The sequence below is a fragment of the Enterobacter cloacae complex sp. AR_0002 genome, from assembly GCF_001922365.1.
Lineage (GTDB): Bacteria > Pseudomonadota > Gammaproteobacteria > Enterobacterales > Enterobacteriaceae > Enterobacter > Enterobacter hormaechei_C.
The window spans coordinates 3,757,343-3,770,456 of sequence record NZ_CP018814.1; the positions used below are offsets into that span (position 1 = coordinate 3,757,343).

The 13,114-nt window shown below is 58.5% G+C and carries 12 protein-coding genes; 4 read left to right on the plus strand and 8 right to left on the minus strand.

Going from position 1 to position 13,114, the window contains the following annotated elements; all coding sequences use genetic code 11:
- Window positions 1–30: 30 nt before the first annotated feature.
- The 7 genes from AM329_RS18615 to rhaB all read right to left on the minus strand — a co-directional run bounded on the left by AM329_RS18615 (window position 31) and on the right by rhaB (window position 8,336).
- Entirely contained in the window at window positions 31–1,035 is a 1,005-nt protein-coding gene (locus AM329_RS18615) for an ABC transporter permease (RefSeq protein WP_032608116.1), read from the minus strand.
- A complete protein-coding gene (locus tag AM329_RS18620) occupies window positions 1,032–2,036 on the minus strand; it encodes an ABC transporter permease (RefSeq protein ID WP_022652071.1) in 1,005 nt (334 codons plus the stop codon). The genes AM329_RS18615 and AM329_RS18620 overlap by 4 nt, the downstream gene beginning before the upstream one ends.
- The gene (locus AM329_RS18625; RefSeq protein WP_032608115.1) at window positions 2,037–3,539 is read right to left on the minus strand and encodes a sugar ABC transporter ATP-binding protein; all 1,503 of its coding nucleotides are present in this window, start codon (window positions 3,537–3,539) and stop codon (window positions 2,037–2,039) included.
- 75 nt (window positions 3,540–3,614) lie between these two features.
- Window positions 3,615–4,601 carry a rhamnose ABC transporter substrate-binding protein gene (rhaS, locus tag AM329_RS18630; RefSeq protein ID WP_003861987.1) on the minus strand — a complete coding sequence of 329 codons (987 nt, stop codon included), beginning with the start codon at window positions 4,599–4,601 and terminating at the stop codon, window positions 3,615–3,617.
- 82 nt (window positions 4,602–4,683) lie between these two features.
- Window positions 4,684–5,514 carry a rhamnulose-1-phosphate aldolase gene (gene rhaD / locus AM329_RS18635; protein ID WP_003861989.1) on the minus strand — a complete coding sequence of 277 codons (831 nt, stop codon included), beginning with the start codon at window positions 5,512–5,514 and terminating at the stop codon, window positions 4,684–4,686.
- 96 nt (window positions 5,515–5,610) lie between these two features.
- On the minus strand, window positions 5,611–6,870 hold the full coding sequence (gene rhaA, locus AM329_RS18640) for an L-rhamnose isomerase (protein ID WP_003861990.1): 1,260 nt from the start codon (window positions 6,868–6,870) through the stop codon (window positions 5,611–5,613).
- Window positions 6,867–8,336: a rhamnulokinase gene (gene rhaB, locus AM329_RS18645; RefSeq protein ID WP_022652069.1), complete on the minus strand. Its 1,470-nt coding sequence runs from the start codon at window positions 8,334–8,336 to the stop codon at window positions 6,867–6,869. The genes rhaA and rhaB overlap by 4 nt, the downstream gene beginning before the upstream one ends.
- A 301-nt stretch (window positions 8,337–8,637) precedes the next feature.
- Between rhaB and rhaS (AM329_RS18655) the strand changes: the two genes are divergently transcribed.
- Both rhaS (AM329_RS18655) and rhaR read left to right on the plus strand, forming a co-directional pair.
- Complete coding sequence (rhaS, locus tag AM329_RS18655; protein ID WP_022652068.1) at window positions 8,638–9,474, plus strand: HTH-type transcriptional activator RhaS; 837 nt, start codon at window positions 8,638–8,640, stop codon at window positions 9,472–9,474.
- A gap of 73 nt (window positions 9,475–9,547) precedes the next feature.
- Window positions 9,548–10,396, plus strand: a complete 849-nt coding sequence (gene rhaR / locus AM329_RS18660; RefSeq protein WP_022652067.1) for an HTH-type transcriptional activator RhaR — start codon at window positions 9,548–9,550, stop codon at window positions 10,394–10,396.
- Here the strand turns inward: rhaR and rhaT are convergent, their stop codons facing one another.
- Entirely contained in the window at window positions 10,397–11,431 is a 1,035-nt protein-coding gene (gene rhaT / locus AM329_RS18665; protein ID WP_022652066.1) for an L-rhamnose/proton symporter RhaT, read from the minus strand.
- 288 nt (window positions 11,432–11,719) lie between these two features.
- Here rhaT and sodA point away from each other — a divergent pair, with 288 nt between their 5' ends.
- Both sodA and yiiM read left to right on the plus strand, forming a co-directional pair.
- A complete protein-coding gene (sodA, locus tag AM329_RS18670) occupies window positions 11,720–12,340 on the plus strand; it encodes a superoxide dismutase [Mn] (RefSeq protein ID WP_003861999.1) in 621 nt (206 codons plus the stop codon).
- A gap of 66 nt (window positions 12,341–12,406) precedes the next feature.
- A complete protein-coding gene (gene yiiM / locus AM329_RS18675; RefSeq protein WP_003862001.1) occupies window positions 12,407–13,081 on the plus strand; it encodes a 6-hydroxyaminopurine reductase in 675 nt (224 codons plus the stop codon).
- The last annotated feature ends 33 nt before the right edge of the window (window positions 13,082–13,114 follow it).

The window sequence follows — 13,114 nt, forward strand, 5'->3', positions numbered from 1 at the left end:
AGCAGGCCGGGTAAACGCAGTGCCACCCGGCTATGAGATCCGTCTTCGCTGCATAATCCGGCGGGTAATAATCGGCAGCGAAATCACCACGATCAGCATCGCGCCGATAATCACCGACATCACAATGCCGGGCACGTTGAGCAGGCTCAGGCCGAAGGTCACCAGCCCCATCAGGAAGGCGGCGATAATCACGCCCACCATGCTGCCGGACCCGCCGAGAATGTTGACGCCGCCGAGCACCGCCATCGTCACCACCGCCAGCTCCCAGCCCATCGCGATGGTCGGACGGGTGCTGCCCAGACGCGAGGTGAGCAGCACCGACGCCAGGCCGGACATCAGCCCCACCAGCGCGAAGAGGATCAGGTTGTGGCGCTTCACGTTGATGCCGGAGTACCACGCGCCGGTCGGGTTGTTGCCGATGGCGTAGGTGCGGCGGCCAAAGTTGGTGCGGTGCAGCACAAAGGCAAACAGAGTGGCCAGGACGATAAACAGCGCGAACTCAAACGACAACGCGCCCCAGACGTAGCCCTGGCCGAACCAGGCAAAGCTCTCCGGGTAGCTGTTCAGCGCCTGGTCCCCGAGCAGGATGTAGGTGATCCCGCGGTACAGGCTCATGGTGCCGATGGTGATGACGATGGACGACAGGTTAAAGCGCGTCACCAGAATGCCGTTGAACAACCCGCACAGTAGCCCGACGCCTAATCCCACGCACACCAGCAGTGGCGTATCGACGCCCGCCGCCGCGCAAAAGCCCATCACCGTCGAGCTGAGCGCGATGGTGGAGGCCACCGACAGGTCAATTTCCCGGGCGATAATCAGCATCGCCATCGGCAACACAATGATCGCTTTTTCCGTGAAGTTGAACGTCGCGTCGGAGAGGTTCCAGATATTGAGGAAGTAGGGCGAGGCGAGCGCGTTCACCACAAACACCGCCAGCGTCACCGCCAGCAGGAAGCCCTCCCAGCACAGCAGACGCTGGAAGATGCCCGGCGCAGAAGTGGGTTTGAACTCTTCAGATGTCATCATTTTGCTCATGGTTTCACCGCCAGTTTCTGACGTGCCAGCGCCGCGTCGCGCAGGATCAGCCTGCCTTTGCGTTTGTTGCCGCGCTCGTTCAGCAGCACAGCGATGACAATGACCGAGCCGGAAATCGCCATCTGCCAGAACGGGGAGACGCCGATCACCGGCAGGGCGTTGTTGATGACGCCAAGGAACAGCGCCCCGAACAGACAGCCGAGCACGCGGCCGGTGCCGCCCATGGTGCTGATCCCGCCAATCACGCAGGCTGCCACCACCTGCAATTCAAAACCGTTAGCGACGTCAACATACGCAACGGCAAAGCGCGATATCCACAGGTAGCCGCAGAACCCGGCCAGCAGACCGGAAAGGCAGAAGCTGATGAACTGCATTTTCCCGGCGTTGATCCCGGTGTAGTACGCTGCCGTGGCGTTACCGCCTGCGGTGTAGAGCGCCCGTCCGGTGCGGCTGTAGCGCAGGAAGTAGCCCACCAGCAGCAGTACGGCGATGGCGCACCAGCTCAGCACCGGCAGGCCCAGCACTGACGCACGCGGCAGGCCGAGGAAGTCTGCACCCATCTGGTTGGAGTTCACCCAGCCGCCGCCGGAGAGCAAAAAGATCATTCCGCGGTAGATGCTCATGGTGCCGAGTGTTACCACAATCGCCGGAATGCCCAGCTTCCACACAAGCAGGCCGTTTATCGCGCCCATCAGCAGCCCAAGCGCGCTGGCGAGGATCAGCAGCGCCCAGACGGGCACGTCCGGGTAATGGAAGTTAATCAGGGCGACAATCATCCCGGTCAGGGCCAGATTGGCCGCCATCGACAGGTCGATGCCTTTAGTGAGCAGCACCATCATCTGCCCGAGCGCGAGGACGATCAGAATGGCGGTGTCGTTAAACATCTCCACCAGGTTGCCCGGCGCGATAAACGATGGCACGCGGCTGCCAATGGCGACGATCATCAGGATAATCACCGCGCCCAGCAGGGCTTCGCGGTGTTTTAAGAGTGAGCTAAGCATTTATGCCGCCTCCTGTTTTGCACCGCTGGCGGCGCTGACGATGGTTTCCGCCGTCGCGTCTCCCGCCTGGTATTCGGCCACCATCAGCCCCTCGTGCATGACGATAATGCGATCCGCCATGCCCATCACTTCCGGTAGTTCGGACGAGACCATAATCACCGCCAGCCCCTGACTGACCAGCTCGGACATAAACTGATGAACGGCTGCCTTTGAGCCGATATCGATGCCTTTTGTTGGCTCATCGAGGATGATCACGTCAGGGTGCGTCGCCAGCCATTTGCCGATCACCACCTTTTGCTGGTTGCCGCCAGAGAGGGTCTCCACCGCCTGCTTCCAGCTGAAGGCTTTCACTTGCAGGCGTTTGGCGTACTCGTTCGCCAGTTTCCATTCACGGTCGTCATGCAGCACGCCGTTCGGATTGAGCGTGCCAAGCTGAGGCAGGCTGATGTTCTGGGCAATCGGCAGGGCGATAATCGCCCCCTGTTTCTGCCTTTCTTCCGGCACGCAGACAATACCGGCTTTGATCGCATCCGCAGGCTGGCGGAAGCGCCGGGGCTGTCCGTTGAGGATAATTTCCCCGGACGATGGCCGCGTGATGCCGGAAAGCGCCTGCATCAATTCGGTACGCCCGGCACCCACCAGCCCGTAAAAGCCGAGGATTTCCCCTTTACGCAGGGAGAACGAGATATGCGCAAACTCGGTCGGATGGCAGAGGTTTTTCACCTCCAGCACCGTCTCGCCTTTTTCGCAGTCGATTTTCGGGAAGGTTTGGGTAATGGCGCGCCCGACCATCATCGACACCATCCGCTCCTCGGTGATCTCATTTATTGCCCCTGCACCGACGAACACGCCGTCGCGCAAAATGGTGTAGTGATCGGCCAGCTCAAAAATCTCGTCGAACTTGTGGGAGATAAACAGGATGGCTTTTCCCTCCTGCTTTAAGCGCTCCACAATCTGGTAAAACTCGAGGATTTCATGCTGCGACAACGCCGCCGTGGGTTCGTCGAGGATCACCACCTGCGCCTCAAACGACAGCGCGCGGGCAATCGCCACCATGTGACGCTGGGCGATGCTTAGGGTTTTCAGCGTTGCGCGCGGGTCGATTTGCACCTCAAGGCGGGCGAGAATAGCCTGCGCCCGGCGGTGCATTTCCGGCCAGTCGAGCTTTTTCAGGAAGCCTTTGTGAAGGTACTGACCAACAAAGATATTTTCGGTGACCGAGAGTTCATCAAACAGGACGGTTTCCTGGTGTATGGCGGTGATACCCATTTTATGCGCCGACTCCGGCGTTGGAAGGTGAACGGGGATCGCCTTGTAGAGAATTTCGCCCTCGTCGGGCTGGTATATGCCGGTCATCACTTTGACCAGCGTCGACTTGCCCGCGCCGTTTTCGCCGATAAGCGCCGTCACTTTGCCGGGCCACAGCGCAAGCTGCACGTTCTCAAGAGCACGTACGCCGGGGAACACCTTGGTGATGCCAGAAAGCTGTAGCAATGGGGTCATGATAGTTCTCCGTTTGGTTCACCCTCACCCCGACCCTCTCCCTTTGGGAGAGGGCTAGGGTGAGGGGGGAAAGGATCAAAAGATTTTCGAGAACTTATCAATATTGCTGGCATCGTAGACGAACGGCTCGGCCATCGCGCCGTTGCCGTCCGCATCCAGCTTCACTTTGCCCAGTTTGCCCATGCTGGCCTCACCTTTCGTGGCCGTGCCTTTCACCAGATCGTCCGCTAAGTAAGTCGCGGCATAGCCCAGGTCAATCGGGTTCCAGATGGCAAAGCTCTTGCTCGCGCCGGATTTCACCGCGCCCGCCATCTCAGACGGCAGGCCTAAACCGGTGACGTACACTTTGCCAATCTTGCCCTGGTCCTTCACCGCCTGCGCGGCAGCCACAATGCCCACGGACGACGGCGAGACGATGACTTTCAGCTCCGGGTAGGTTTTCAGCAGGCCGACCGCTTCGCGGTAGCTTTTGTCAGAGAGATCGTCTCCGTAGGCCACGGTCACCAGATTGACGGACGGGTACTTCGGCAGCACCTTTTTCATCTCCGCAATCCAGGTGTTCTGGTTGGTGGAGGTTGGCGTGGCGCTCAGCACCGCTACTTCGCCCTTCTCCACGTTCAGCGCTTTCAGGGCATCGGCGGCGAGCTTGACGTTGGTTTCGCCAATCAGGGCGTTATTGGACGGGTTGAGATGGATCTGACGCCCGGCTTTCGCCACCCCGGAATCCCACGACACAACCTTAATGCCGCGCTGCATCGCTTTTTTCAGCACCGGCACGACGGCGTCCGGATCGTTCGCGGAAATTGCGATCGCATCCACGCCCTGGGCGATCAGCCCGTTCAGCACCTCGATCTGCGCTTCCGCCGTGGTGGTGGTCGGGCCGGTATAAATCACTTTTACATCGCCTAACTCTTTGGCCGCCTCCTGCGCGCCGACGTTCGCTGCCTCGAAGAATCCATTCCCTAAGGACTTCGCCACCAGGGCGATTTTCACTTCTGCTAAAGCGGAACCGGACAACGCCAGAGCGGCAACGGTGAGGATCAAGCTTGCTTTTATTTTCATTGCTTTTACTCCACTGACTTGAGTTAGTTGTAGGGATTGCAGGTGGTTTTCGCCCCGTCTCGGTGAGCGGGGCGCGATGTTGTTATTGGTACAGATCTAACGCCGACTGCATCGGGGTGACGCCAAAGCGTTTGCCCAGGGCAATCAGCTCTTCCCGGGTGATGGTCTGCTTCATGCCGCCCATGGAATAGACCTTCACCAGCACCTCCGCGGATTTCTCGGCGGTGTCGATCAGGCCGAAGGTTTCATCCAGTGTCGGGCCGCTGCCGAAGACGCCGTGGAACGGCCACAGCACCAGTGAGTGCTTCTGCATGTCCGTCGCGGTCGCCTGGCCGATTTCGTCGGTACCCGGCACCATCCACGGCAGAATGCCGACGCCGTCCGGGAACACCACCAGACACTCGGTGCTGCCTTCCCACAGTTTGCGGGTGAAGAAATCAGAATTATTTTCCAGCACGTAGGTCAGGGCGATCAGGTTGGTGGCGTGGCAGTGCATGATTACGCGGTCCTTGCCATTGGTCGCCTTAATGCGCTCGCAGTGGGAGAGGAAGTGCGCCGGCAGTTCGGATGTGGGTACCGCGTCGTCCGTCAGTCCCCAGAGAATGTGGTAACCCGCGCCGTCGCTGTCCACCTTCACCACGCCGAGGTTGGCTTCCGGGTCCAGCTGTACGTTGCGGAAAAACTTCCCGGAACCGGTGACGATAAACGGCGTGTTGGCGAGCAGCGGCATCGGCTGGCTCAGGGCGATATAGCGCGGCTTCTGGTGGAAATCGGAGGCAAATGGCTCGATATCCGCGTCGTCCAGGCGTAGCGTCAGGTTGCCGCCGTTGCGCTCATCCCAGCCCTTCAGCCAGGCGTCGGAGGTGGCTTTGATCATGCCCTGGACGAACCAGGAGGTGGTGATGGTCTGCATACTGTAGTTCCTTTGAAAATGCCGGGTGGCGTTACGCTTACCCGGCCTGGTCTTATCTGTAGGCCCGGCAAGCAACGCGCCGCCGGGCGATGTTTTTTACTGACGAGCGGCAAGAACCTCTTTCTCATACGCCCGCACGTTATCCAGCCACTGGCTGCCCGCAGGTGCATCGTGACGCTGGCAGTACATCTCCCACACCGCCTGCCACGGCAGGGATTTCTGCTCTTCCAGCAGCGCCAGGCGCGCGGTGTAGTCGCCGTTTTCTTCCAGCTGTTTCAGGGCGGCGACAGGCTCCAGCAGCGCGCGCAGCAGGGCTTTCTTCATGTTACGGGTGCCGATAACCCACGCCGCGATGCGGTTGATGGAGGCGTCGAAGAAGTCGAGGCCGATATGTACGCGGTCAAAGAGGTTGTGGCGGATGATTTCGCTGGCAATGGCCTGGGTTTCGTCATCCAGCAGCACCACGTGGTCGCTGTCCCAGCGCACCGGGCGGCTGACGTGCAGCAGCAGGCGCGGCACGTAGAGCATGGCGGCGGAGATCTTGTCGGAGATGACTTCCGTTGGGTGGAAGTGGCCGGCATCCAGGCACAGCGCGGTCTGGCGGCTGGTGGCATAACCCATGTAGAACTCGTTTGAGCCCACGGTGTAGCTCTCTGCGCCAATGCCGAACAGCTTGCTCTCGACGGCGTCGATGTGGTGCGCCGGGTCCAGCTTCTCGCTGATGGCTTCATCCAGCGCGGCCAGCAGGCGCTGACGCGGGGCCAGTCGGTCTACGGTGATGTCCTTCATGCCGTCCGGGATCCAGATATTCATTACCGATGGCGTGCCAAGCTGCTCGCCAAAATAAGCCGAGACGCGGCGGCTGGCTTTGACATGGTCGATCCAGAACTGGCGGATTTCATCGTTGGCATGCGCAAGGGTAAACCCGTCCGCGCTCAGCGGGTGCGAGAAGCAGGACGGGTTAAAATCCAGACCCAGCCGGTTGGCTTTTGCCCACGCCACCCAGTTCGTAAAGTGTTCCGGTTTGATTTCGTTACGCGCGACCGGCTCATCGGATTCGAGATAAATGGCGTGCAGGTTCAGGCGCTTTGGCCCGGGGATCAGGCTCAGCGCCAGCTCCAGATCCGCACGCAGTTCGGTGGCGTTGCGCGCTTTGCCAGGATAGTTACCCGTGGCCTGAATACCCCCCGTCAGGGAACCGCCCGGGTTCTCGAAACCGGCGACATCATCACCCTGCCAGCAGTGCATGGAGACGGGCAGACGATCGAGCTGGCGCAGCGCCTCTTCGACATCCACGCCGACGGCGGCGAAACGCTGTTTAGCCAGGTCCCAGGCTTGTTCAAGTTGAGTGGTCATGCGCAAAGCTCCTTAGTCAGTCGTTTTTGCTGAAACTGCGCCCGGTAGCGGGCAATTTCATGGCAGGGATGGGGGGTGAAGGTGGTCAGGCTGTTATTCGCCGTCACCACCGAACGGAAATCGTCGACGTTGGACAGTTCGTCCAGGGTCATCAGCTGAATGCCGATATTGCCGAGCGTGGAGGCTTCAATCGGACCTGCCACCACGGTAATGCCGCATGCATCCGCGCAGAGCTGGTTCAGCAGTTGGTTCTGGCAGCCGCCGCCCACGATATGCAGTTGTGTGAACGGTTTGCCGCGAAGGTCAGCCAGCTCGCTCAGGATGTCGGCATACAGCAGGGCGAGACTGTCAAAAATGCAGCGTGCCAGCTCGGCGGGGCGGGAAGGTACCGGCTGCCCCGCTTCAAAACAGGCGGCCTGGATTTCGGCGCTCATGTGCGCCGGGTTGATAAAGCGGTCATCGTTCGGGTTAATCAGGAAGGTACAGGCCTTCAGCGTTTCGGTTTCGGCGATAAGCTCGGGCAGGTCGGTGATGTTCTGCTCTTTCAGCACCCGCTGGAGCAGCCACAGGCCCATGATGTTCTTCAGCACCCGGTAGCGCCCTTCGGCACCGCCTTCGTTGGTGATGTTCGCGGCCAGCGCGGCATCGCTGGTGTAGGGCGTTTTGCTCTCAAAGCCCATCAGCGACCAGGTGCCGGATGAGAGGTAGGCCGCATCTTTGCCGGCGAGCGGCGAGGCAATGACCGCGCTCGCGGTGTCGTGGCTGGCGACGGCGACAACGGGGATTTTATTCCCCTGCGGGCAAAGCCAGTGGCCGATCACATTGCCCGGATGGGTTGGCGCGCCAAACCAGGACGGCGAGGCGCCCGTCCAGGCCAGCAGATGTTCATCCCAGTTATCGGTGTTGATGTTGACCAACTGCGTGGTGGTGGCGTTGGTGTATTCCCAGTTCATGTTGCCGGTCAGACGGTAGCTTAAGTAGTCCGGGATCAGCAGCGCATGCGCCACCTTTTCGACCAGCTCTGGCTGTTGCTCAACCAGCGCGCGCAGCTGATACAGCGTGTTAAACGGCAGAAACTGAATGCCGCTGCGACCATAGATGTTCTCCTTGCCAAGCTGGGCGATGGCGTGCGCCATTAGCCCATCGGTGCGGCTGTCGCGGTAGGAGACGGGCAGGCCGACGCGTTCGCCGTGACGGTCCAGCAGTACGTAATCCACACCCCAGGTATCAATGCCGATACTGTCGATGCGAATACCGTCTTCGCAGACGTTGTGAAGTCCGGTGCGGATCTCTGCTTCCAGGGCGTCGATATCCCAGGTAACAAAACCGTCCTGTTTTTGCAGACAATTGGCGAAACGGTGCATTTCGCGAAGCGTAAGGGTGTGCAGGTCGCAGTCCCAGGTGGCGAGCATTACACGGCCGCTGGATGCGCCTAAATCGACAGCCACACAATGGCGAAAAGTCATGGTCGGGTCCTTTCTTAAGTCATTAGCGAGGAGTGTAAGAAAGGGAAGAAATAGCCACCTTCTCGCCACTGACAGCCCAAATCTCGCGCTGGCAAGAAAGCAAAGATGAACGTGAGGGAGTTCACAGTTTCCAGTAATGGCGGGGTTTGCAGGCAGTGTGACGCTGACCGCATTTCCCGATCTTTCCGCCTGTTTCTTGAAAAACCGACAGCTTTTGCGCGGTTTGCTGTCAAAAATTTAAGGTGAGCGTGAAAGGCCTTAATTACTATTTTGAGAACTTTTCTCATTGGTGGGGGCCGTTATGACCGTACTGCACAGCGTCGATTTTTTTCCTACGGGGGCTTCGCCGGTCGCGATTGAGCCACGGCTGCCTCAGGCTGCGTTCCCGGAGCATCATCATGATTTTCATGAAATTGTGATTGTTGAGCACGGAACGGGCATCCACGTGTTTAACGGTCAGCCGTATACCATCAGCGGCGGTACGGTGTGCTTCGTGCGCGATCACGACAGGCACCTGTATGAACATACCGACAACCTGTGCCTGACCAATGTGCTCTATCGTTCTCCGGATGCGTTCCAGTTTCTTTCCGGGCTGAATCAGCTGTTGCCGCAGGAGAAGGACGGCCATTATCCGTCGCACTGGCGGGTGAATCAGTCCACGTTGCAGCAGGTGCGTCAGCTGGTGAGCCAGATGGAGCAGAGCGAGGATGGACAGGAGACGCACGCCATTGCTACCCGCGAGCTGCTGTTTATGCAGCTGCTGGTGCTGCTGCGGCGCAGCAGCCTGGTGGAAGGGCTGGAAAATAACGACGCGCGCCTGAATCAGCTGATGGCATGGCTGGAAGATCATTTCGCCGAAGATGTCTGCTGGGAAACGCTGGCGGATGACTTTTCGCTCTCGCTGCGCACGCTGCATCGTCAGCTCAAGCAGCATACCGGCCTGACGCCGCAGCGTTACCTTAACCGTCTGCGCCTGATCAAAGCGCGTCACCTTTTACGTCATACCGACGAAAGCGTCACCGATATCGCCTATCGCTGCGGTTTCGGCGACAGTAACCACTTTTCGACGCTGTTTCGCCGGGAGTTTAGCTGGTCGCCGCGCGATATTCGTCAGGGGAAAGACGCGTTGCTTCAGTAACGCGAGGGCAGTCACCGTTTTTTTGCTGCAAAAAGGCTAATAATGTCCGGTTATTCGCCGTAGAGGTTGTGGTGTGGCTGCTCAGCTCATTCTTCGCAAAGATGATTTTTTTGCCTCCGCGAGTCAGGCCGTCGCGGTGGCCGACCGCTACCCGCAAAACGTCTTCGCCGAGCACACCCACGAGTTTTGCGAGCTGGTGCTGGTGTGGCGGGGCAATGGCCTGCACGTCCTCAACGACCGTCCCTACCGCATCACGCGCGGAGACCTGTTCTACATCCGCGCTGAAGACAAACACTCCTACGCCTCGGTTAACGATCTGGTGTTGCAGAACGTCATCTATTGCCCCGACAGACTTAAACTGAATGTCGACTGGGCGGGCAATATCCCCGGTTTTCATAATGCCAGAGGCGAACCGCACTGGCGCTTAAGCAGCAACGGCATGGCTCAGGTGCGCCAGACGATTTCCCAGCTGGAGCAGGAGAGCCAGAAGAGCGATCCGGCGGCTAACCAGATGTCGGAGCTGCTTTTCGCCCAGCTGGTGATGACCCTGAAGCGCCATCGTTACGCTACGGATAATCCCTCTGCCACCATGCAGGAAGCGCTGCTGGATAAGCTCATCACCCGGCTTGCGGGCAGTCTGAACAAGAGTTTCGTGCTGGAAAAATTCTGCGAGCAGGAGCAGTGCAGCGAGCGCGCGCTGCGCCAGCAGTTCCGCACCCAGACGGGGATGACGGTAAACCACTATCTGCGCCAGCTGCGCATCTGCCACGCCCAGTACCTGTTACAGCATACGGAGCTGATGGTGAGTGAAGTGGCGATGCGCTGCGGCTTTGAGGACAGTAACTACTTCTCGGTGGTGTTTAACCGTGAGGTGGGGATGACGCCGGTTCAGTGGCGTCATCGCAGTCGAAAGGCAGCGTAATCAGTTCGCCATGCCGAGGCCGACGATATTGGCCGCAATGATAATCACCACGCAGCCCAGGCTCAGCACGCCAACCGGACGACGCCCGGCGTTGTTCCACTCTTTCAGCACCAGCCCAACCAGCCCGCCACACAGCACGTAGAAGCTCATGTGCAGCATCCAGCTCATGTAGTCATACTGCGCCGGAATACTGGCGTGACCCCAGGCGTAGAAGAAGAATTGCAGATACCACATCAGGCCGCCAAGGGCGGAGAGCAGGACGTTGGTGACGATCAGCGGTTTTGCCAGCGAGAAGTCGGCTTTTACCGACAGGTTGTTCACTTTTGCCAGACGAATAAAGCAGAAGCCGAGGTTTACCAGCGCGCCGCCGCCCATGATCACCACGTAGCTTGGCAGGGCAACGTACAGCGGATCGACGCCCAGCGCCGCAGCGGCGTCGTGCATCGGTTTGGCGGCATTCATGGCGAACGACATGCCCGCCGAGAAGACGCCGCACATCACCGCCAGCAGCAGCCCTTTCTTCAGGTTGAACTCTTCGGCTTTGATGCCCATCTTGCGTTCTTTCAGCTGGCCCGCGCGGGTGACGATGCCCACGCCGATCACCGCCACCAGCACGCCCAGCAGGGTCATTCGCCCTCCCTGGGTGTTGATCAGCACATCGAAGTTGCCGTTGAGGATTGGCGTCATCAGGGTGCCAACAATCAACGTTATGCCAATCGCGATGCCAATCCCCATCGACATGCCGAGGTAGCGCATGGTGAGGCCGTAGTTGATATTACCGATGCCCCACATCGCGCCGAACAGGAATACCGGCAGCAGGGTGGAGGCGTTGAAGGAGGAGAAGTAGCCCCAGAAATCGGGCAGCAGCATGGCGCTGATTGTCCACGGCAAAATCAGCCAGGACACGGTACCGCCAACGGACCACATGGTTTCCCATGACCAGCCTTTCACCTTTTTAAACGGGGCATAGAAACAGGCTGCACTGGCCGCGCCTATCAAATGCCAGAAGATACCCATCGTAATCGCATGATTCATTTTTACATCCTCATCGTTTTTATAGCCGGAGGCTTCCCGCCGACTTGATGAGTGTAAAAATGAGGCGGTTTGGGAACCTTCAGAAGGTTGCCGCACTTTTGTTTTGAATGGCAATCAGCACGTTAACCGCGTGAGCAGACTCACAATTCCTTCATTTCTCAAAAACCGAATAACCTTATAAAAACTACGGCATTGATAATCATTTTCAATATCATTTAATTAACTATAATGAACCAACTGCTTACGCGGCATTAACAGCTGTGCCGCCCGACAATAATGGAGAGGATTATGAGTTATACACTGCCATCCCTGCCGTATGCCTACGACGCACTGGAACCGCATTTCGACAAGCAGACGATGGAAATCCATCACACTAAACACCACCAGACCTACGTGAACAACGCGAATGCTGCGCTGGAAAGCCTGCCAGAGTTCGCTAATCTGCCTGTTGAAGAGCTGATCACCAAACTGGACCAGCTGCCAGCAGACAAGAAAACCGTGCTGCGCAACAACGCGGGCGGTCACGCTAACCACAGCCTGTTCTGGAAAGGCCTGAAAACCGGCACCACCCTTCAGGGCGACCTGAAAGCGGCTATCGAGCGTGACTTCGGTTCCGTTGACAACTTCAAAGCGGAATTCGAAAAAGCCGCTGCAACCCGTTTCGGCTCTGGCTGGGCGTGGCTGGTTCTGAAAGGTGACAAACTGGCGGTCGTTTCTACCGCTAACCAGGATTCCCCGCTTATGGGTGAAGCTATCTCTGGCGCATCCGGCTTCCCAATTCTGGGTCTGGACGTGTGGGAACACGCTTACTACCTGAAGTTCCAGAACCGTCGCCCTGACTACATCAAAGCCTTCTGGGATGTAGTGAACTGGGACGAAGCAGCAGCGCGTTTCGCCGCTAAAAAATAAGGTTGCATTGACGCCTGTGAGAAGCGAGTCTGATGACTCGCTTTTTTTGTATCTGAAGGAGTGGAGATGCATTACCCGGTGAATGTGTTTACAGGCAAGGTAAGGGAGTACGAAGGCAGCCGCCCGAGTGCCATCGCCAAAGTGCAGGTCGACGGTGAGCTGACGTTGACCGATCTCGGGCTTGCGGGTGACCAGCAGGCTGAAAAGAAAATCCACGGCGGGCCCGATCGCGCGCTGTGCCACTATCCGCGCGAGCACTATCAGCACTGGAAAACCGAATTTCCTGAACAGGCTGACCTCTTCGTCGCCCCCGCGTTTGGCGAAAATCTCTCAACGGAGGGGCTGACGGAGAAGAACGTCTTTATCGGCGATATTTACCGCTGGGGCGATGCTTTGATTCAGGTCACCCAGCCGCGCTCACCGTGCTTTAAGCTTAATTACCATTTCGGCATTCAGGATATGTCGGCCCAGTTGCAAAACGCGGGTAAAACCGGCTGGCTGTATCGCGTTGTGCAGGCGGGACAGGTTTCGGCGGATGCGCCGCTTGAGCTGGCTTCGCGTTTGAGTGAGGTGTCGGTGTACGAGGCCTGCGCAATTGCCTGGCATATGCCGTTTGATGACGATCAGTATCACCGTCTGCTGTCAGCGGCGGGATTATCCACCAGCTGGACCAGAACGATGCAGAAGCGGCGGATAAGCGGCAAGATCGAGAGCAGTTCGCGGAGATTATGGGGGAAATAGTTCCCGCAGAAAGTAGGCCGGGTAAGGCGAAGC